The organism is Chordicoccus furentiruminis (assembly GCF_019355395.1).
Taxonomy (GTDB): domain Bacteria; phylum Bacillota; class Clostridia; order Lachnospirales; family Lachnospiraceae; genus Chordicoccus; species Chordicoccus furentiruminis.
In genome coordinates, this window is the sequence record NZ_CP048829.1 from 78,844 (window position 1) to 100,360 (window position 21,517).

The 21,517-nt window shown below is 57.6% G+C and carries 17 protein-coding genes; 8 read left to right on the forward strand and 9 right to left on the reverse strand.

Going from position 1 to position 21,517, the window contains the following annotated elements:
* Positions 1-43: 43 nt before the first annotated feature.
* From G4C92_RS00355 to G4C92_RS00370, 4 genes are all read right to left on the reverse strand, one after another.
* Positions 44-763: a class B sortase gene (locus G4C92_RS00355; RefSeq protein WP_274940654.1), complete on the reverse strand. Its 720-nt coding sequence runs from the start codon at positions 761-763 to the stop codon at positions 44-46.
* Positions 764-1,306: a S26 family signal peptidase gene (locus G4C92_RS00360; protein WP_330654740.1), complete on the reverse strand. Its 543-nt coding sequence runs from the start codon at positions 1,304-1,306 to the stop codon at positions 764-766.
* Entirely contained in the window at positions 1,293-2,504 is a 1,212-nt protein-coding gene (locus tag G4C92_RS00365) for a Spy0128 family protein (RefSeq protein WP_274940656.1), read from the reverse strand. The genes G4C92_RS00360 and G4C92_RS00365 overlap by 14 nt, the downstream gene beginning before the upstream one ends.
* A 299-nt stretch (positions 2,505-2,803) precedes the next feature.
* Positions 2,804-3,880, reverse strand: a complete 1,077-nt coding sequence (locus G4C92_RS00370) for a tyrosine-type recombinase/integrase (RefSeq protein ID WP_274940657.1) — start codon at positions 3,878-3,880, stop codon at positions 2,804-2,806.
* 145 nt (positions 3,881-4,025) lie between these two features.
* Here G4C92_RS00370 and G4C92_RS00375 point away from each other — a divergent pair, with 145 nt between their 5' ends.
* The 5 genes from G4C92_RS00375 to G4C92_RS00395 all read left to right on the forward strand — a co-directional run bounded on the left by G4C92_RS00375 (position 4,026) and on the right by G4C92_RS00395 (position 12,696).
* Positions 4,026-5,165: an ROK family transcriptional regulator gene (locus G4C92_RS00375; RefSeq protein ID WP_274940658.1), complete on the forward strand. Its 1,140-nt coding sequence runs from the start codon at positions 4,026-4,028 to the stop codon at positions 5,163-5,165.
* A gap of 109 nt (positions 5,166-5,274) precedes the next feature.
* Positions 5,275-6,747: a xylulokinase gene (gene xylB / locus G4C92_RS00380; protein WP_274940659.1), complete on the forward strand. Its 1,473-nt coding sequence runs from the start codon at positions 5,275-5,277 to the stop codon at positions 6,745-6,747.
* 36 nt (positions 6,748-6,783) lie between these two features.
* The gene (locus G4C92_RS00385) at positions 6,784-7,224 is read left to right on the forward strand and encodes a hypothetical protein (protein WP_274940660.1); all 441 of its coding nucleotides are present in this window, start codon (positions 6,784-6,786) and stop codon (positions 7,222-7,224) included.
* Positions 7,225-7,501: 277 nt separating this feature from the next.
* Positions 7,502-8,221: an SIMPL domain-containing protein gene (locus tag G4C92_RS00390; RefSeq protein ID WP_274940661.1), complete on the forward strand. Its 720-nt coding sequence runs from the start codon at positions 7,502-7,504 to the stop codon at positions 8,219-8,221.
* Positions 8,222-8,565: 344 nt separating this feature from the next.
* The gene (locus tag G4C92_RS00395) at positions 8,566-12,696 is read left to right on the forward strand and encodes a Cna B-type domain-containing protein (RefSeq protein WP_274940662.1); all 4,131 of its coding nucleotides are present in this window, start codon (positions 8,566-8,568) and stop codon (positions 12,694-12,696) included.
* A 96-nt stretch (positions 12,697-12,792) separates the two neighbouring features.
* Here the strand turns inward: G4C92_RS00395 and G4C92_RS00400 are convergent, their stop codons facing one another.
* On the reverse strand, positions 12,793-13,164 hold the full coding sequence (locus G4C92_RS00400; protein ID WP_274940663.1) for an inorganic pyrophosphatase: 372 nt from the start codon (positions 13,162-13,164) through the stop codon (positions 12,793-12,795).
* A 31-nt stretch (positions 13,165-13,195) separates the two neighbouring features.
* Positions 13,196-13,498, reverse strand: coding sequence for a hypothetical protein (locus G4C92_RS00405; RefSeq protein ID WP_274940664.1), 303 nt, complete (start codon positions 13,496-13,498; stop codon positions 13,196-13,198).
* Positions 13,499-13,684: 186 nt separating this feature from the next.
* Here G4C92_RS00405 and G4C92_RS00410 point away from each other — a divergent pair, with 186 nt between their 5' ends.
* The 3 genes from G4C92_RS00410 to G4C92_RS00420 all read left to right on the forward strand — a co-directional run bounded on the left by G4C92_RS00410 (position 13,685) and on the right by G4C92_RS00420 (position 17,386).
* Positions 13,685-14,065: a hypothetical protein gene (locus tag G4C92_RS00410; protein ID WP_274939919.1), complete on the forward strand. Its 381-nt coding sequence runs from the start codon at positions 13,685-13,687 to the stop codon at positions 14,063-14,065.
* On the forward strand, positions 14,058-15,509 hold the full coding sequence (gene tnpC, locus G4C92_RS00415) for an IS66 family transposase (RefSeq protein WP_274939918.1): 1,452 nt from the start codon (positions 14,058-14,060) through the stop codon (positions 15,507-15,509). The genes G4C92_RS00410 and tnpC overlap by 8 nt, the downstream gene beginning before the upstream one ends.
* Before the next feature lie 329 nt (positions 15,510-15,838).
* On the forward strand, positions 15,839-17,386 hold the full coding sequence (locus G4C92_RS00420; RefSeq protein WP_274940665.1) for a hypothetical protein: 1,548 nt from the start codon (positions 15,839-15,841) through the stop codon (positions 17,384-17,386).
* Between the two features lie 98 nt (positions 17,387-17,484).
* On the opposite strand, the gene G4C92_RS00425 is transcribed toward G4C92_RS00420, so the two are convergent.
* The 3 genes from G4C92_RS00425 to G4C92_RS00435 all read right to left on the reverse strand — a co-directional run bounded on the left by G4C92_RS00425 (position 17,485) and on the right by G4C92_RS00435 (position 21,493).
* On the reverse strand, positions 17,485-18,921 hold the full coding sequence (locus G4C92_RS00425) for a L,D-transpeptidase family protein (protein WP_274940666.1): 1,437 nt from the start codon (positions 18,919-18,921) through the stop codon (positions 17,485-17,487).
* Positions 18,922-19,010: 89 nt separating this feature from the next.
* Entirely contained in the window at positions 19,011-20,195 is a 1,185-nt protein-coding gene (locus G4C92_RS00430; RefSeq protein WP_274940667.1) for an SGNH/GDSL hydrolase family protein, read from the reverse strand.
* Positions 20,196-20,287: 92 nt separating this feature from the next.
* Positions 20,288-21,493 carry a transglutaminase domain-containing protein gene (locus G4C92_RS00435; protein ID WP_274940668.1) on the reverse strand — a complete coding sequence of 402 codons (1,206 nt, stop codon included), beginning with the start codon at positions 21,491-21,493 and terminating at the stop codon, positions 20,288-20,290.
* Positions 21,494-21,517 lie beyond the last annotated feature (24 nt).

Consider the following 21,517-nt stretch of genomic DNA (forward strand, 5'->3'; position numbering starts at 1 on the left):
CCTCCCTTTTCGAAAAGCGCGGGCTGTGTCCGCTCCGCCCGATTCAGCCCGATGCCGCTTTTCCTTCCTCCATCAGCGTTCCGGCAAGCAGCAGTCTCCGTGATGATCCTGCGTTGACGCAGGTGGACAGAGCGATCAGAGGCAGATTCGGCTCATATGAAAACGTAAAAATCGAACGGGACTGAAAAAAGGCCCGCACGGCCGCAGGATCCGTATCCTCCACCGAAAACAGCGTCCGGCAGTCCGCCTCCGCCTCGGCCACCGCGAAAAACCGGATCCTGAAAACCCGATTCCCGGCGGTAAGCGTTCCGTCCCGGTGCCCGCTGAAATAGTCCTTTGCCCGATAGCGGTCAAGCGCGCCGAACATCCGTCCCATCTCCATATGATGTCCGTAGATCAGACTGTAGCCGTCCGAGAAGTCGGATGAATTGGCCGCGTCAAGAAAGATGGATCCGGCGAGGGAATAACGGCCATACGGATCCCGATTCAGATAAGTCCGGTTGTCGGGCCCCTGCATCACGGGAAAATCGATCTGCGTATCCTTCACGGTCAGCCAGCCCACGCTGCCCGGCAGCGCTTCCGCCGGAGGGACGGAGGAATCCTTCGCAGAGCGAGCCTGCCTGAGACCCGGCTGTGCGGCCGACTCCCAGATTCTGACAGAGTCAAAGACACTGAAGGCCGACAGCAGAAAGACCAGCAGAAGAGCCAGCATCGCCGCATCGTCAAGAATCCGGAACGCCATTGTGATCATCCGTTGTCTCATCTAAAACCCCCGTCTCCGGAGCAGGTATACAAGCCTCCCCGCAGTCTCACCGGCGGATATTTTTCTCAGTACAGGTGCTTCTCCTTCGGATCCGGATATGACCAGCAGCTCGCCATCTCGGATTCTCCCCTCTGCCGCACAGTCCGGCGCGCCGTCGAGGGAAACCGCTTCCGCCCAGCAGTCCGAGAGCGCCTGACCATTGACGGTATAACGTCCCTCCGCGTCCCCGCCGGTCAGATCGCCGGCGGCGGCCACGGCACGCCCGATCCCGAGCGATCCGTCTTTTCCTCTCATGAGAATGATGTCGCCCGCGCGTACCTTGCCGCCGCGCAGAAACAGACAGAGATCACCGTCCCGAACGGATGGCTGCATCGCCATCCCTTCCATCCGGACCGGCCGGAAGCAGAGAAAACACACAATGAGCACCAGTGCGGAAAAAAGCCGGCGCAGGATGAGCACGAGGGGCCGCCTTCTTCCCGGACCTTCACATGCTCCGTTTCGTTTCCGTCTCTTCCCGGCCGGCTCACCGTCAGCGGATTTCATCCTTTTTCCGGCGCTGCAAGAACCGGAGCAGGAGAGCAGCGCCGGTCAGAACAGCAGCGGCCAGCGAGGATCCTATGCCGAGGAAGAGGCCTGTCGGGATCAGTCCGCCCCGGGTGTTGACAAAGGAAAGCGATGTATCCGATGTGATCCCGCTCGCAAGATCCGATACACCGTCACGGCGCACCGTCAGATCCGGGTCCTCCGTCTCCTTCGCGACCTTCGGAGTGTAGTCCTCCGCGTCCTCAGCGAGCTCGTACTTCGTCCCGTACGCGATGCCGTCAACCGTGATCCGCTGTCCGTTCTGAAGATAAAATGCCTGTGTCACACAGCCCTTCTCATCCGCGGTCAGCTGTTCGGGATTGGTCTGATCCCGGTACGCCGGCTTTGTCGCGTCTGTGCGCCCGCTCTTCCGGTCCGCGCCCGAAAGATCCACATGGTAACGTGTGCCCGGCTGCGCACCGGTCATCTTCAGCGTAAAACGGAAATACTGATCCCGTGCCGCCTGGTTACCGGCCACATGCTTTGAAAAAGTCAGATTGTCCGTATCGTACCGGTTGGTGAACCCGGCGCTTTTGTCGCCGAGCCGCCCGCCCGCATCCGACACGTCCGCCGTGCCGCCGGCTGCGCCCCGTTTCGGAGCGGGGGCCTCCGCGCCTCCGGTCGGCGCGTGCAGCACACAGGCCGCCACCTGAAGACCCTCGCCCTCGTCCGTCACGTAGACATCCGCCGTCCGGACCGTATTGATGTCATATGTGACGCCCGGTGCAGACGGAATCTCACGGATCAGATAACGGTACACACCGGGCTCCGTATAGGTGCATCCGGAAAAATCCACGGACACCTGCTTTTTCACAAAGCCTTCCCCTTTTGCGAGCGATACGAAATCGGAGGCGTCCGCCTGCGTCTTCACGGCATCATCCGCAGAGAAAACCGCCTCGCCGATGACCGGGCGGCCCGTCCCAGGAAGCACGGCCGTCGTGGTGTCCGTAGCCGATCTGGCTGTTCCGGGTACAACTTCGAAGCGGAAGGACAGATTCGGCGGAAAGGCTTCCCGGTCCATGACAAGATACTTGTCAAAGGAGATCACCTCTCCCCTGACGGGCGTATAGGACTGACCCGCGAAAACGGGAACGGCCGGCCTGAGTGAAAGAGCGGTCAGGACCGATACAGCGCCGACCGCCAGTCTGTTCGTATTCATTTTTCACAGCTCCTTTCTTCATCCTCCGGGAAAAAGAGCGCAGAACGCCGGCCCTCCGGCAAAGCCGGAAGACAAAATCTCATCTGCGGTTGTCCCTTTGAGGTTTTCAGAGGGGACGAGGGCGGAAATCAGGACTCGTCCCGCGAAACAGATTTGAAAAAAGAAAGGACCGGTTCTCTCGATGAACCGAACATTATCAGACGGCCGGACCGCCGTCAACAAAGAGAAGAGAAGTCGGATGGATCGTGCCGTAATTCAGACGGATAGTGAAAAAACGCAGGAAAAGACAGAAATGCAGATCATTCCTCCGAACGGAGATGAACAGCCGTCGCGGCCCGGCGCTTCCGGTCATCATCCATCGCCGCGTAATGCCTTCTCGTTGTGTCAACGTTCTTGTGGCCGAGCACGTCCGCCACCAGATAGATATCCCCCGTTGCGCGGTAAAGCGCCGTGCCGTAGGTGCTCCGGAGCTTGTGCGGCGTGATCCGTTTCGTCGACGTGACCTGCGAGGCGTATTTCTCCACCAGATTCTCGACGGAGCGCACGTTCATCCGTTTTCTCTGGGTAGAGTAGAAGAGTGCGTGCTCATGTCCGGGCACGGGGACCACGTTCGCTCTCACGGGCAGATACTGCCGCAGGGCGGCCTCCACCTCCGGCCCGAAATAGACATAGGCCTCATTGCCGCCCTTGCGGAACACCTTGATCCGGTTCTCCCTGAAATCCACGTCCTCAATATCAAGGCCGACGCACTCCGAAACCCGGATGCCTGTGCCGAGCAGCAGCGTGATCAGCGCCAGATCCCTCTCCCTCGTCTTCCGGTAGTAGGCTGCGGCCTGACCGGTCAGCGTCTCGCCGCAGTGGGCAATATAGTCGAGCAGCGCGGCCACCTCGCCCTCGTCGAGACGTACGATCGCCTTCTCGTGAATTTTCGGCATATCGACCAGCTGCGTCGGGTTCGTCTCGATCATCTCATGCCGGTAGAAGAAAGTGTAGAAGCTCCTGAGCGCCGACATCTTCCGCTTGAGCCCCCGCTCCCCGTTGGTCAGCGGCCCGCGCCCCTTCGCTCCCTCCTCGTCCGTGTGGTAGAGCTTCAGATACTGCATGTATTCCACGATATCCTGAGCCGTCACCCGGTCCATGTCGTCGAGGGTGAACTGCCGGAGATCGTACGAGCGGTACAGCGGGTTCTGCTCCTTCAGGAACTGGAAGAAGACCCGCACGTCATAGGCGTAGGCGATCCGCGTCCGTGTGGATGTCGTCGCCTCCGCCGCGCGGAAATATTCTTTCGCAAAGGGAGGAAGCGTATCGAGCACCTCCCGAAGCCGCAGAATGTTGTCCCGGTCATTCATCTCATGATATGTGATCCGTTTTGCCATCGCCGTATTCCTTTCGTCTTTCCGTATTGTAACACAGGTTGATTTGTACGAACCGTCGAAAATAAGGCAGGCACGATTGACAATTCCTGTCAGATTCACTATAGTAAGTTATGTAAAACTATTTTATCAAAGTTGCTGGGCTGCCATGGAAAAATTAGTGCCGACAATTACAGAACGACGACGCCTGACGCGCAACCGGATGTACCGCTTCATCTATGACGCCGGCCAGCCGGTCAGCAAGCAGCAGATCGCATCCGCCATGGGGTATTCCCTTCCGACCGTTCATCAGAACATCATGGAGCTGGGAAATGCAGGCCTCATCCGGCCCGGTGAGCTGCAGAAATCGACGGGCGGACGGCCCGCGGTCGGGTATACAGTCAACGAGACCTGCCGGTATGCCATCGGAGTCTCCGTCGTGTCGGACCGGATCCGGCTTCTCCTCACCGACCTGAAACAGAACGAGCTGGATTACCGCTCATGGGACTTTTCTTCCACGGACGGAAACGCGATCGGGCGCTTCATCGCCGGCGAGGTGGATCGGTGTCTTTCCGATCATGGCATAGACAGAAGCCTCCTTCTCGGCGTGGGAATCTCTTTCCCCGGTATTTTCAGCGAGGACGGACGGTCCATCGTCTTTTCCCCGACACTGAAGATGACGGATATTGACCTGGCCGCCCTGAAGGAACCGATTCCTTATCCCGTCTTCGCCGAAAACGACAGTACCAGCGGCGGAGCAGCCGAGTGGTGCGGGCTCCCGGCGGAAGAGAAGAAGAACGATTTCGTCTATCTCTTTCTCGAATACGGCGTGGGCGGCGCCATTTTTATCGGCGGGAAACCGTATTGCGGGGCCAACGGCCGAAGCGCGGAATTCGGACATATGTGCATCGTTCCGGACGGGGCGCTCTGCAACTGCGGAAGACACGGCTGTCTGGAGGCGTACTGCAGCGCCTTCCGTATCTCAAGGGATCTCGGCATCTCGATCGAGACGTTCTTCAGTGAACTGAAGCGCGGTAACGAAGCGTACGCCGCTCTGTGGGACGACCTGCTCCGCCATCTGGCGCTTGGCATCATCAACCTGAGGATGGCATTCGACTGTGACGTCATCCTCGGCGGATGCGTCTCGATGTACATGGGTCCCTACATGGAGACGCTCCGGTCCTATGTCGCAGGACGGAGTCCCTTCGAACGGGAGGCCGGTTACATCCGGCTCGGGAAATATCCGACCAAGGCCAACATGATGGGGGTCGCGTGGCATTTCTCCCGGGCTTTCATCGATCGGATCTGACAGCCGCACTGGAAAAAAGGCTGGCCGATCCCGGACATTTGATCCGATGCGTTTCGGATCTCCCGGAAGGGCGGCCGGCCACAGCATTCTCAACCAAGGAGGAAACAGCATGTTGTTTATCGGAATTGACCTCGGCACCTCGGCCGTCAAGCTGCTGCTGATGGACGGAGATGGGGCGATCCGCCGGATCGTGAGCCGGGAATATCCCCTTTATTTTCCGCATCCCGGATGGTCCGAACAGAATCCGGAGGACTGGATCGCCGCGGTGGAAGACGGGATCCGTGAGCTGACGGACGGCGTCGACCGTTCCCGGATCGCGGGCATCGGCGCGGGCGGACAGATGCACGGACTCGTGGCGCTCGATCAGGAGGATCATGTGCTCCGGCCCGCGATCCTCTGGAACGACGGCCGCACCCAGCAGGAAACCGACTATCTGAATCAGGCTGTCGGAAAGAAAAAGCTGACCGAATGGACCGGCAACATCGCCTTCGCCGGCTTCACCGCGCCCAAGCTGCTCTGGATGAAGAACCACGAGCCGGAGCTCTTCGCGAGAATCGCGAAGGTGATGCTGCCGAAGGATTACATCAACTACCGGCTGACCGGTGTGCACTGCACCGACTACTCGGACGCGTCCGGCACACTGCTCCTCGATGTGAAGAACCGGCGCTGGTCAAAGGAGATGCTGTCCGTATGCGGTCTCTCTGAATCCGTCATGCCCCGTCTCTTCGAGAGCTATGAGACCGTCGGCACGCTTCTCCCGGAGGCAGCGGAACGGCTCGGCATTCCGTCCGGCGTGAAGGTCGCGGCGGGCGCCGGCGACAACGCCGCCGCGGCGGTCGGCACCGGTGTCGTCGGCCGGGGCGGCTGCAACATTTCGCTCGGCACATCCGGCACCATCTTCATCTCGAGCGACAGCTTCCGGGTGGATTCCGGGAACGCGCTGCACGCCTTCGCCCACGCCGACGGCGGCTGGCATCTGATGGGCTGCATGCTGTCGGCTGCTTCCTGCAACAAATGGTGGATGGAAGAAATTCTGAAGACAAAGGAGTATGCGAATGAGCAGTCCGGTATCAGCACGGACGCACTCGGCACGAACCACATCTATTATCTTCCCTACCTGATGGGCGAGCGGGCGCCCCACAATGATCCCTCCGCGAGAAGCTGCTTCATCGGCATGACGATGGATTCGACGCGGGCGGACATGACGCAGGCTGTGCTGGAAGGCGTCGCCTTCGGCATCCGCGATTCCCTCGAAGCGGCCCGGGCGCTGGGAATCGACGTAAAGACCAGCATGATCTGCGGAGGCGGTGCGAAAAGCCCGCTCTGGAAGACCATCTTCGCCAACGTTCTCGGCATTGAACTGACCGTTCCGGAAACCGAGCAGGGCCCCGGATACGGCGGTGCGATCCTCGCCGCGGTGGCCTGCGGCGTCTATCCGACGGTGGCGGACGCCGTGCGCAGACTGCTCCGGGTGACCGATACCGTGAAACCGGATCCGGTCATCGTCCGGCGCTACGAGGAGAAATACCGGGTCTTCCATACACTTTATCCGGCGCTTAAGAATCTGTTCCCGACACTTTGACCGACAGGAGATCACAAGATGTCATGGCTTTCCAATTTGAACCGAAACAGCGGCGGGCAGAGTGAGAACCGCCGGCAGGGCGACCCGAATCTCCGGATCGGCCTCAGCGCCGTCGTATCGGTATATATCATCTATCTCGGCATCGACCTGCTGAAGGCCGGCGCCACACGTTCAACGGACGGGATGGCCCCCTGGGTGGCGGTCGTCTTCGGAGCCGTCTTCATCGCGGCCGGCGGGTTCTACGCCTTTGTGTCAGTCCGTTCCTATCTGACTGCCCGCAAAGCCATGCAGGAGGAGGCTGAGCGCGAGCGCCGGGCCGAGTCCGAGTCCGGCCGTCAGGAGCACGCGTTCTTCGCGGAAGCGAAACGCACGGCGGAAACGGAAAAGGAAGAGGACCTTCCATCTCCGGAGACGGCCTCCGGAGGATCAGCCGTCACGGATGAGCCGTCCGCGCCGTCTGATCCGCGATCCGTCTGATTCATTTTTCCTTGTCATACAGCCGGCACGCCTTCATTCCCGAACCGGGAAGAGGGCGTGCCGTTTATGTTCGCTGCATAATCCCGTGTCTGATCTTTCTCTTTCTCCTGTTCCCCCTTCTTGTTTACACATTGTGCGATACAACATTCATAGTCTGGCAAAAACGATCTTTTCATGTTACGATAAGAAAAAGTGTCTGTCTTCCGCTGTGTTCAGACTGTAAAATTCTGATTGTCCGCGCAGTTGTCCGAAGCAGGCACGGACAAGGAGACACGGTATGAGAAACATGCACCTGACCACTTTGCTTCTCACTGCATTCGTCTGCACCGCGCTGACCGGCGCCGCCGTACGGGCCGATGATGATCGGGATCCGGAGGAAACGGTCACGGTTCAGGCCTCCGCTTCGGTCTACACTGTTCCGGACAAGGCCCGGATCACCTTCGAGGTGACGAAAGAGGGCAGTCAGGCTGACAGCGTGCAGTCTGAGGCCAGCCAGACCGCCGCCGCTGTGACCGACGCCATTGAGGGCAGCGGAGTGGAAGAGAAGAGCATACAGACCAGCAGCTACAGTCTGGGACCGAAGTATAACGACTCCAATAAGCTCATCGGCTATACCGCTACGGTGAGCATCACCGTCAGGGATCTGGACATCAGCGAGGCCGGCCGTCTTATCGGGACCGCCACCGGTGCCGGCGCCACCGGCGTCGACTCGGTTCAGTACTTCTGCAGCGATTATGACGACCGCTACGAGGAAGCGCTGGCGAAGGCCGTGGCTGCCGCCGCCAAAAAGGCGCATGTGCTGGCCCATGCCGCCGGACGTAAGCCAGGGGACGTAGTCTCGGTCACGGAGGGCTATCAGGATACGTCCGCCCGCTACGAATATGCCTCCGGTGCTCAGTACGAGCTCGCCGCCGCTTCTGACAGCGCGATGAACTTCGATCCGGGCGTGACCGAGATTGAAGCCAGTGTTACGGCCGTTTACGAACTGAAAGACTGAATTTTCTTCCTCAGTGAGCACAGGCGGCTTTCTCTCATCGGCGCTTTTCGTTCCGCTTCCCGGATCGGGCAGCGCCGTTCCTTTTATTTCCTCCTCAGTGAGCACAGGCGGCGTTCTCTCGTCAGCTCCTTTTCTCTTTTTTTCGTGCTTCCCCCGCTCCGATTTTTATCCTCTCCTATCATGCGTATCCGTTATTATCCCACATAATCCATCCAATTATTTGATTTGTCTGTATATTTACATTATGTAAAGTTATTATAGCTTCAATATACTTCCAACTTTCTGTCAGTCATGTTAAAAATGAAGAAGTAAACAGGACCTGACAGGAAGGAGAGCATATTGAAATGAAGAAAAAAAGGACAAAAGTATGGAGAGCCGTTCTGGTCATGATTCTGGCCGCGGCGTTTCTGTTCCAGAGCGCCGGGCTGATCAGCGCGGCGTCTTCGGATGCGGCAGAAGCCATTCCGGCCGGAACGGAAACCATGAGCACGGATCCGGAAGCGGAGAGCGGCGGACAGGATTCGTCCGATTCTGAAATCACCCAGAGCGGCAGCGCGCCGTCCGAAGCCGTTCAGCCGGAATCCGAAGGCAGCGAAAGCGGCACGGCGACATCCGAATCCGTTCAGTCGGAGCCCGCGGTCAGTTCCGCGGAACCGGCCGTAAGCCGCAGAGCGCCTGCAAAAGGAAACGAATCCGCTGATCTTGCTGATTTTCTCAGGAAGGCGGCGACCAGCCTGACTCCGAATGAGGACGGCACTTATACGGTGACTCCCGGCCAGAGCTTCACTCTGAATCTTTCCTTCCAGGAGAGCGAAGGAAAGCAAATGGCCGACACCTCGCCTCTGACATACACGATTCCATCCGGGCTCACGCTGGACGGAGCGTCCGGCACCTTTGACGTGACCATCCGCGATGAGAACGGCACCGGAACCGTCAGCGGAAACACCTACAGCGTCAGCGGGAACGTGCTGACCGTGAATCTGAACCAGAGCGACTCCGCCTTCAGCCGGCTTCAGGCCGCGGGCGATGTCGGCTTCAGTCTGCAGTTCAACGCAAAGCTGGACGGAAATCCGGACTCCATTACGCTGATCGACGGCATCACCTACGATTTCAAATATGATCAGCCGCAGACCAGCGTATCGGTGGCAAAGGAAGGATCTTATAACACCGGAAACGGTCTGATCACCTATACTGTGACAGTCCGATCGACCGGGCACAATATGAATGTCACGGTGAGGGACGAGATCGCCGGCACCGCGCTGATCTATCAGAAGAATGTATCCGGGATCTCCGACCGAAACGGAAATCTGAATCTTTCGCCTGAGAACAGCGAAAAAGGCTACACTGTCGTCATCCCGTCCATGGAAGACGGCGAAACCGTCACGCTGACCTACACCGCAAAGGTTGATTACGATAAGCTCTCCGGCGAAGGGCGCGGAACCTTCGACGAGACCAACAATACCGTAAAGGCCACAAGCCGGGAGGATCCGGACGGCGATCAGGCGTCGAAGGACTTCACAAATCAGATCCGCTACCGGACACTGACAAAGGAAGCAGGAGAGACCTCGGAGGATTCCGAAGGCCGCACAGTGATCCCCTGGACCGTGACCGCCAATCAGAACCGTCAGATTTCACTCGCCGGCTCGACGATCAGGGACACCATCGATCCGGAGTCGCAGGAAATCATGCACTACAGCGGCAGCGGGATCACGATTCTGGTCACGAAGGAGGACGGTTCCGAGGAGACCCGGACAGTGTCCTGGCCGGATCTCAGCACGGAAGGCGATCCGCCTGTCTCATGGAGCTACCGCGTGCCGGATTCGGACGGAAAATACAGCTATCAGATCCGCTATCAGACGACCGTCGATTCTTCCGGTCTGATCACGAATACCACAGTGAAGAACCGCGTGACCGACGGAAAAATCACCGCAGACGGATCCAAGGAGATCGGAGTCGGAGAGGGGGAGCGGCTTTCCATTCTGAAAGAGGTGGTCAGCTCTGACTCGGATAATACATCCTGGAAGATCACCGTGCATGTCCCGAAGAAGGGTTATCCGGATCTCACCGTCACGGACGCGCTTCCGCATGCCTGGATTGAAAACGAACTCTACACGGATCCGCTGGAGGACGGCTCTCTTCAGGTATCCGGCCTGACAGGCGGGGAAACCTATGCTTACGAAAGTCTCGCCGCGGAGAACGGAGAGGCTTCCTTCCGGCTGACCTTCTACCGGGACGGGAACAAGACACCGGGGCTTTCCGCTTCCGAATCCGGAAGGGATATCGTGATCACGTTCCGGACTCTCAATCATCAGGGATGGATGGAAAAGTACGAGAAGGACCGCGTCGACTGGTATAATGATCATACCAATAAAGCGGCCGCAAAGGTCGGGAAAATCACGAAGGATAGCGAAGCGACGGCCCATCCGGCCCACTCGTCCATCCGAAAATCGCTGGCAGAGCAAAGTACAGAGATGAGGGACGGAGTGGTCTATCCGGTCTATCGCTACCGGCTGCTTCTGGAAAACGTGACAGAGGATTCGTTTGATCTGGCGGATGCATTTCCAACGGAATACCTTAAAGTCGATGAGAATGCCGGCGTCACGATCACAGGCGGTGATGTCTACGGCCAGTACGATACAAACGGCGGCTCGGCGGAAGCAGAAAACACGGCTGCCGGAATGACGCTTCATATCCACTCCCTGCCGAAAAAGAACGGAACGTCGTTCTGGTCCGTCTACGCGGTCTCGTACACGCTGACGGTCCGCGACAGGGAGGCGCTGGAGGCGCTGAACAAGGCCAGCATCACAAGCGGCAAAGGCGTCGATCTCAAGAATACCGCGGAATGGAACGGCCTTCAGTCCAACGAGGTGACGGTTCACTACGAATATGACCCGCTCAGCAAGGAGATGGTCACGGCTCCGTCAAAGGACAACCATTACCGCGCGACCTATCATCTTGTCGTCAACCCGAACGCCGCGGACCTGCTCGCCGGATCGGACGAGCTGACGCTGACCGACCATCTGTCCGAAAACCTCCGCTTCCTCGAGGAGACGCTTGAGATCAGTCCTTCGGAAGAAACCTCATTTACCTGCGCGGACTCCGTCCTGAAGATTTCGATCCCCGACCGGACCCGGGTGGAGATCACCTACAGCGCCTATGTGCTCGGGAAGGACAGCCAGACCTTCACCAACAGCGCGACGCTGGAGGGCGTCACAAAGAGCACCGAATACACCGTAACGGTTGACTCCTCCGGCGAAGGAACCGGAAGCAACCCGTTCGTCATCCTCCACAAGGTGAGCGCGGAAGATCATCAGAAAAATCTGGCGGGCGCTGTCTATCAGCTGTACCGCTATGACGAGGCCGGCAACCGGAACCCGGTGACCGATCAGAACGGAGAAGCGGTCCGGTTCACCACCGACAGCACGGGAACCGCCCGGATCATCGGCAACCAGAACACGCTCGGATGGGTTCTCTGGAAAGACAGCCGCTACGCGCTGGTGGAAACAGCCGCACCGGCCGGTTACGAACTGAACAATGCGCCGGTTGATTTCACGATTTCCGATACGCTGGGACAGGACGGAACCTACTACAGCGGGGATACGATCACCGTCACGGATGAGCGGAGCAAAATCAGAATCAGCGGAACCAAGACATGGGACGACGGAAACAATCAGGACGGCCTCCGCCCGGAATCCGTCACCGTCCGTCTGCTGGCTGACGGAACGGAAATCAAGTCCGTCACGGCAACAGCCGGTAATGACTGGACCTATGATTTCGGCGATCTTCCTGTGTTCAACGATAACGGCAGCAAAATCGCCTATATCGTCCGCGAAGATCCGGTGAAAGGATACACCGCGGATGTTGACGGAACCAGCATCACCAACACCCACCAGCCCGACAAGACCAGGATCACGGTCACGAAAAAATGGGATGACAAAGACGATCAGGACGGCCTCCGTCCGGATTCCGTCACCGTTCATCTGCTGGCAGACGGAAAAGATGCCGGAAAGTCTCTGGTCCTGAAGGCAGCAGACAGCTGGAGCGGATCCTTTGAAGAGCTGGATGTCTATACAGACGGCAGAGCCATCCTCTACACGATATCTGAGGATCCTGTGGACGGGTATCAGAGTGAGACCGTCGGAAGTGCCGCGGACGGTTTCACAGTGACAAACACGCACCAGCCGACTGTCACGCCGACCGTAACGCCGACCGCGACGCCGACCGCCACGCCGACCGTAACGCCGACCGTAACGCCGACCGCCACACCGGACGTGACGCCGACCGCCACGCCGACCGTAACGCCGACCGCGACGCCGACCGCACCGGCCGCGACGCCATCAGGTCCGCGCAGCTCCGTCAGTTCGCCGAAGACCGGAGATTCCTCCGATCTGGTCCTTTACGGGATCCTATTCGCGGCGTCCCTGCTGGCCGTTGCGCTGCTGGCCGCAAGAGGAAGAAAGAAACGCAGACACTGAGCATAATATAGCAGCGGAATCCTGTCGATCATCACATAAAAACAGGCCGGGCGGCATCAGGAAGCCGTCCGTCCTGTTTATTTCCGTTAATCTATTCTATAAACTGTCGTTTTGCGAATAGATTGCCCGAAATGGGACACTGTCTCCCATAAGGATTTCCGAATCGAAATACTGCTCCTGAAACCGAACGGCCGATCTGATTTCTTCTTCCGTGAACGATCGTCCTGCAGGTGCGACGACCAGTTTGTCCTCCACGTCATCCCTGCGGTGAATGACCGCGATGATCTTTCCGACAAACCGTTCAACAGAATGATCAACTCCAAGAATATACGCATCCAGTTCTTCCCCGTCAGGCGCGATGATGCCTTCCAGATAACCGTAATTAACCGGATAATACAGATCCGGGTGTTCCGGATGCCGGGATCCGGCGGGTCTGTCGACGATGACGGTCACATTTTCTCCCCGCATATCAATCCTCCGTCTGGCTTTGACGGTCTGCTCACAGCATCCCGGAATTCTCTCTGAGCATCTGATGGTAGCGCCGGCTGTAAAACTCTGCCTCCTTCTTGCGCTGCCACTGAAACCGTTCCTCACAGATCGCCAGCATCTCATCGGCGATTTCCTCGGCGGATCCCGGGTTCGCCTTCTCAAGATAAGCGAGCATCCGGTTCATCGTCTTCATCGTTCCGAGCTGATTCGCGATCGCGCGGCCGAAGACTTCCGGATAGCCCATCTGAACCAGCCGATCCTCCAGTTCCTTCTTCTTGCGGATAATACTGCGGTCAGGACCCGATGTGGACATGCATTTCCCTCCTCTGTCTGACATCTTCATGTGCTTTTCCGTTCACAGCGCTATTATCGCTCAAAGTAACTGTTCAGAACCCCCTGCACTGACATAGTTTTACATAATAGTGACACGTAACATTTGATATTTTTCCTTAATAGTGATACAATATAATAAAAGTAACACTATTAAGGAGACAGATTCATGGCAATCGTAAAGGTTCATAATAAAGCTCGCAATATAACATATGTCTATGAGTCTGTTTCCTATTGGGATAAGGAGCTGAAGCAGCCCCGTTCCCACCGCAAGCTGATTGGCCGCATCGATCCTGCCACAGGCGATATTGTCCCGACGGGAAAGCGGACAAAGGCAGATGCTGCTTCCCTGACCCATAGTGATACAGACTATAGGGCATTGTATGAGCAGGCTCTGGCAACAATAGCGCAGAAGGATGCCCTTATTGCAGAGCTTCGTAGTCAGCTTACCGCCGCAGAAGGCGAAACCCGTTTCTGCCGCTGTTCGATGAAAAAGGCTTGTGATATCCTGATGGATACCGCTTCCGGAAAGGAGCGGGTCAATGGATGACAAAGATCTTATTATCGAAACAATGGCAAAACAGAATGCGGATCTCACCGCACTTGTGCAATCACTGACGGAAACCATCAAGGAATTAGAGGAAACTATCCGAGAGCTCCAGCGCCAGCTGAATCAGAACTCCCAGAACAGTTCCAAGCCACCTTCCAGTGATGGTTTCAATAAACCAAAGCCTCAAAGTCAGCGGCAGAAATCCGGCAAGAAGCAGGGCGGACAGAAGGGGCATCCGGGCTCCCATATGTCGATCCCGCATGAACCGGATGAATACAGCAAACATTTGCCGAAAAAGTGCCTTTCCTGCCCGCGGCTGAACGAGTGCGTCATGAGCGGCAAAGTATTTACCTGCGGTGAGAAGCGTTATGAAGTCAATGCAGTCATCACAACCAGGGTGACAGAGCACCAGTCCATCCAGGTGGCATCATGTCCATGTACGGGGGAAGCCCTGGCCGGGGAATTCCCTGAGGGAATCCGGGCATATGTACAGTATGGCGATTCCGTTTCCGTACTTGCCGGATTGCTGAGCACCTATGGAGCAGTCAGCACAATGCGGATCCATGTCCTGCTGGGAAGCCTTCTCGGGATCAGCCTGTCCACCGGGACGATCACCTCCATGGTGTCGAAGTGCGCCCAAAAAGTGGGCGGTACACTTGAGACTATAAAGTCCATGCTGATCGGGTCGAAGGTCGCCAACTTTGATGAGACCGGCACCGACGTGAATGGAAAAACCATCTGGGTGCATAATTCATCCACTTCGGATCTGACCTATCAGACGATCAGCACCAAACGTGGCCAGATCGGCATGGAGGGGAATGGTGTGCTCACCAAGTTTGGCGGTATTGCTGTACATGACTGCTGGTCTCCATACTGGAAGTATGACGATATCACACACGCAGTTTGCAATGGACATCTGCTGCGCGAACTGACCGGTGTTGAACAGTATAGTCCGGGACACATGTGGGCGCCGGGGTTCAAGACCCTCCTCCGTTCCATGAAAAAGGCCCGTGATAAAGCGGTGGTCAAAGGCAAAACGGAACTCAGCTACTATCACCTTCATAAGTTTGACACAGAGTATGACAGGCTTATGATGATGGCAAATGAGGAATGTCCTCTTTCCCCAGATCCGCTAAAGAAAAAGAAAGGGCGGAAGAAAAAAGGGAAAGAGCGGTCGCTCATCGAACGCCTTATGGCACTCAAGGCATCAGTCTGCCTTTTTATCAGGGACTTCGATGTTCCCTTTGATAACAACCAGGCGGAGCGCGATGTCCGCAATGTCAAAACAAAAACCAAGGTGTCCGGATGTTTCCGTACAGAAAGTGGGGCGCAGGATTATCTGGACATCATGTCATACATTAGCACAGGCAGGAAGCACGGTATCAGCGCTTATGAAGCTTTGACAGCTGCTTTTACTGGGAACGCTGAGATCGTCCTGCAGTAAGCAGGGGTTCTGAACAGTTACCGCTCAAAAATGTTATTTTCACAACATTCACCTGTATGAGTTCCAGATTCCGTCAGTGAACGGCGGTAATTCAGGAGACCGTCTGGTTTCTCCCGCGCAGCATACACTCTTCAGTTTTCTTAAAGACCGTCTTCTGAAGATTTTACGATTCCTTCACATCTTTTTCCGAATCCGGCCTTATAATAAGAAAATGCGTGTGCGAAAGGCGGACAGTCTGAGACAGCTTTCTCTCTCTTCCGTTTTCGGAAAATGCATCCGCCCGCCGACACAGCAGAATCAGCCGAACTGACCGGGAGTAAAGATTGAATATGACAAAGAAAAAGAATCTGAAACTGACAAAATGGATCGCCGTCAGCCTGAGCATGGCCATGCTGGCCGGTTCTGCGGCCGCCGCTGCGGCGGATGATCCTTCCGCGGATCTGACCGATGATCCGGGGCTTGCAAGAGTCGACGCGGCGGATGATGCGGCCGTATCGGGCCCGGATGATCTGTACGTCGGTTCGCTTCCGGACTCTGCCGACAATACAGACTCTTCCGCCGCAGACAGCGTGGTGGAGGGTGTCAATCCTTCACCGGCCTTCACGTTTCAGGGCTCCGGAACCGACACGGCCGTGATGCAGGCAATCTGTGATTATCTGACCAGAACCATCAATACAAGATATGAAGTCAACAGCCGCGTCGTCGCGACGGTGCCGGTCGTCAATGTGGTCAGCTCGCATGTCAGCGGTTCAAGCCGGTACGTCCGCGGCGGCTTCTCCGTCTGGAATTTCACATCCGACGGAAAAGGACGTCTGGTGTATCTGAGCGGCGGTACCGACATCGGACTCCTCGTGCTGCGGCCGGATGAAAACGGATCCTATCAGGTGGACGAGAACGCCTCCTCGCTCACAGGCGACAGCACCCCGGACAGCGGCCAGACGTCTTCCGGCTCCGCTTCAGACGGCAGTACGGCTTCCGACAAAACGTCAGACAGCAGCGCTTCTTCCGCCGTGTCCTCGCCGGAAGCCGGCGCGTCTCCGGCGGAATCCGGAAGCCCGGCCACCGGCACAGCGTCCGGAAGCGCATCCGCTGTACCGTCATCCTCTCCGGACGGCGGACAGGAAACCGCCTCCTCCGGCACGGTTTCTTCTTCCGCTTACAGTTCCGCCGTCAACGATTCCACGATCAGCAGCGCGCTCAGCTTCGATGCTTACGAGAAAGAAAACCAGACAGCCCGTCTGGTTGCTGTCTTCACGGACGATGCGGACCGGACCCAGTATCTGACGAGCGCCTTTATCCGGATGTATCTTAAGGAAAACGGCCTTTCCTACTCCTCCTATTCGCTGAGCGATCAATCCGTCGCCTACTCTCTTGCCGAAACGGATCCGATCACCCCGGAGCCGACGCCGTCCGCTTCCTCCGGCAGTGCGCAGTCCGAAGGTACGTCATCCGTAAATCCGGATTCGGCATCCGAAACGGCTTCATCCGATGCGGAATCGGTCGAATCCTCCCGGATCGTGCCGGCCGACCCTCCGGAAATGAATATCGTCGGAGACTGGATCAGTTCGTCCGGAAACGTGCGGATGCAGATCGCGGCGGAAAACGAGGACAGTCCGCTGATGATCATCGACCAGCAGGACAGCGCCTCCCAGAACACCGAATGGATCCTGCACGGAACTTATCTGGACGGCGTGATCTCCTATACCTTCGGAACAAAGGTCACGCAGACCTTCGATGAAAATGGAAACGAAACCGACACGGTGCAGTACACGGACGGAACCGGCATTTTCAGCGTCAGCGCGGACAGCAACACGATTTCATGGGAGGATGACAAGGGTGATACAGGCAACGGGCTGGTTTTCTCTCAGGCATTCTGATCGCAGTTCCTCTGCCGGGCCGATGACATAAAGGAGAAAAAGCAGCGGGCTGGATTCCATTCAGCTTAAAAGCCTTTCGTTCCGGCGCCTGCCCGCGCTCAGGACGGATGATTCCGGTCGTAGATGACCACCGGCGTACCCGTATCGACCGTTTCGAAAAGCTGCTTCTCGGCGTCATAAGGCGTATTGATACAGCCATGACTGCCGTCCGTCACGTAAATCTGTCCTCCGTAGCGGGTGCGCCACGGCGCGTCGTGGATATAGATGCCGTTCTCGCTGTCGATCAGAAGCGCGAAATTGACGAAGGATGATCCGTAGCTTCCCCGCATCGTGTAGTGACTCATCTTGTTCATCACATAGAATACGCCCGTCGGCGTCTCCCGGTTATCCGCCATTTTGCCCGTTGTCACATCTGTCTCCGCGGCCAGCGTCCCGTCACGGTAATACCACATATGCTGCCGGTCGATGCTGATCTCGATATAGGTCCGTCCGATATCGTCGCCTTCCGGCGTGATCGTGCGCCCTGTGCGTTCCCAGACAGCCTCCGCCTTCACGGATTCGCCTCCCAGAATCGCGTCCTCAAGCACCCGCTTCGTATCCTCCTTCTGCAATGTGAAACCGTAATTGTCATGGCCGCCTCCGCCAGCCGCGACTGTATCACCGGCCGACGTGCGGAATTGCCTTGCCTTACCGAACGTATCCAGACGGCCGGCAAGGCTGTTCACATAAGCCGTCAGGGCGTCCTGGTCCAGCGAGACTTCAGCCGTATCCTCATCAAACTGAAGCCAGTCAAAGAATACGGACTTGTCAACCGGAATCGAGGAACCGTAGAGCTCCAGCGTGACCGTCTCGTTCTGAACCGCGTCGATGCGATCGAAAGCGGACTGCAGATGCGCGTCGTCAGACCGACGGGCCGGTTTCAGGTAGCAGTCTTTCTCCCCCAGACTGATCGACGTTTCTCCGGACTCAATCGCCTCCTCCGCGCATCCGAGCACCTTCTTTTCGTCAAGACGGTTTCCGTCCGTCGCTTCAATCAGCTCATACCGGTCCTTTCCTTTCACGATCGCCGCGTCCTCCGGATCGACGATGCCGGTTCCGGATATGGCCTGAAGCGCATGAACCCGCTTTTTCAGGCGCTCTTTGTCATAGGTGAACCCTTTCTCCGAAGTAAATGCTGTCTTCCGCCAGAGGCTCACCGGCCAGAGCCAGTGATTCTGACCGGCCGCCAGATACGCGGCCGAAGGCGTCCGGGTATGCTCATATCCGACGGAACGGTAGGAAATGGTTTCGCTCCGGCCGCCCATCTCGCGGAACGTGAGCACGCGGTCCGTCCCTCGCTCACGGGTCATACGGTCGATCTTCTCCGGAGACTGAAGGCTCACATCCTCGCCGTCAAGCGTCGTGTTTGGCAGAAAGACACCCTCCAGCTTTTGAAGGCCGCGGACGTACAGGCCGCCTGATACGGCCAGCAGAAGAATCAGAACGACCCACGGCCACTTCCGGCGCGGCTTCCGATCCGCTTGCTGTCTGTCCATCCTATTCTCCTCCCCTTCCCTCACGCATCGGGTCGGGCTGCGCCGGAATTCCGTTCGGAATCCGGGACCGCCTTCCGATGGGATCGCGTTCAGCCGCTCTCAGACGTCTCCTCCGCAGCAGAGACACCCTCTCCCGTTTCGCCGTCCGCCACCGGCCTCATGCCAGAGAGCACCGCATCCAGCGTCCCGTCCGAACGGAACCGGTACGTGCCCGTCTGCAGTGTCACCTCGCCGGTCAGCATCAGCCCTCTGTCGCTGAAGCAGTAAAGACTCCCCCCGATGACGCACCAGCCGGTCACCGGCGTCCCATTCTCCAGATAGCAGGTTCCCTGATTCAGCGCCAGCCATCCGCTGTATCCCGATCCGCTCTTCTCCTCCGGAACCGCACGGACGGAAAAGACTTCTCCGTCGCCGGCAGCGGTTATCGCTTCCGCGGAAGTCTCTCTGCTCTCTGTCCGCCCGTCCTCATGATGCCGCGCACTGTCAGGAGCCGAGGAAGCCCGGCCCGCCCTTTCCTTCCCTGATCCGGTATCGGAGACCGGACTTTCCGCCGTATCCCCTGATTCCGTTTCCCGGAGACCTTCGTTGCCATTCACTCCCGCCGTCTCGGTATCCGCTGCAGTTACACGCATCCCTTCCGTACTTCCGGCATCGCCGGATCCGACCGCCTCCGTGATCAGCTGGAAGATTTTCCTGTATGTGTCATCCGTATAATGGAGCCCGTCCGTCGTCGCGTAATCGGCGAGCACCCGGCCGTACAGGTCCAGATAGGTCACATCCTCCGAAAGCAGCGGCCCGATCGTCCGGTTCCAGTACTCGATATCGGAATTATGCTCCTCGCTGTCGAGAGAATCGTCCACCGGAAGAATCGACACATAATATGTCCTGACGCCCCGTTCCTTCCAGACAGCTGCCTGACGGCTGATCGCCGAGGCATACTGCTGAATGCGGAAAGAGTCGATGACATCATTGACTCCGAGGGCAATCACGACGGATGTGCCGGCTGTCACCGATGCATCCGCTGCGGGAAACGCGTCCGATATCATCCAGTTATAACCGCTCCCGATCCGGAAGCACCAGCTGATCCCCGCGTCCCCGACCACTTCATGCATCCCTTCCGCCCGGGAATCCCCGATCAGCAGCATGCCGCCGTCCGCGCGCACCTGCTTCGCCGCGGACAGAGCCGCGAGCAGAATCAGGACGGCCGCGGCAAGTCGGATCAGATCAAAAACGGCCCCGCCCTGTCCAATCGGTTCGTCTGTGCGATACTCCATACGTTCTCCTTCGTCCGCTGCTCTGAAAAACAGCCGGCAGAAGACGTAATTCACATAACGAATTTATGTAAACTCAAATCTTCTGCCGTCTTTTACCAGTATACCTTGATGATCCACAGTGCGTCGGAGCAGCTGTAATAGTAGCGCATCGAAGACGCCGAGTCCCACTCCATACGCTGCCGGATCGGTGCGTTGATCAGACTCTCCCGTCCGCTGTCCTCCGAAGGAAACAGGGCCTGCTGCGCCTCTGAATAGCTCTCAAAATCGGAAAACTTGAAGTAGACTACATCCTCCGCGTTGTCCACGGCGTTCCAGAGTGCCTTCGATACGCTGTCTTCATGGTATCCCTCTTGATAGCAGCCGTTCAACTTATAGTAGTCATAGCTCCGGTCCGTGCAATCCGGAAGCGTGTAGGTGTCGTCCGGTTCATGTCCGGCTCTCGTCATCTCATCCGTCGTCAGGCAGAGGTAGTCATAGATGATGTCCAGCCGTTTGGCGTCCGTCTGGTCTTCTCCGTAAGTCGGATCTCCCCACGACGGATCGACATAGGTGTACACATCGCCGATCCGGACCAGATCCCACGCGTGCCCCTCGCCGGAATCGGAAGTTTTGCCTTCGACATAGGCGCACCAGATACCCGCTTTCTGAAGCAGATACTGGAATGCGCGCGCATAGCCCGCACAGACAGAGGATCCGTTCAGAAATACACTCTGAATGTTCTGGTTCTGCGTGCTGGACAGAGAGTAGTCCGTGAGGTTTATGATGTACTCGTACGCGAGCTTCACCTTGTCATACTCGTTTGCGCCATCCGGAATCGAGGAAAGGTACTCCTCGGCCTTCGCCTCGATCCGGCTCCGCACGCTGTCGATCTGAGACACGTCGATATTGAAATGCAGCGTGATTCTCCAGATGCCGAGGCTCCGGAAGCCGCTCATGCAGGCCGTTCCGTCGATCCAGAAAAACTGAGGACAGTCCGTCATCACGGCGGCCAGCGCCGGTTTGATGTCGTCCGTGTTCTTCGCCCGGATCGTAAACGAGGCCTTTTCAGCGGAGATACCGGTGTAAAGCTGTGCGTAGACATCCTGAACCGCGCTGTCAAGCTGATCGAAGGCAAATCCGGAGAGGCCCGGCGTCTCCTCAACCGGATCTCCGATCGTCTGCTCCGTGAGGCTGCCATCCTGCTTCTCCGTGACCTCTGCCTCGGAACTCACGTATCCGCTGCCTGTCGAATCGGCGGGCCGGCCGCCCAGCTTTGCCTCGGAGAAGATGGCGGCCGCGTCGGAGACCATCTCCCACATGCGCCCAGAGCATCCTGTCAGCCC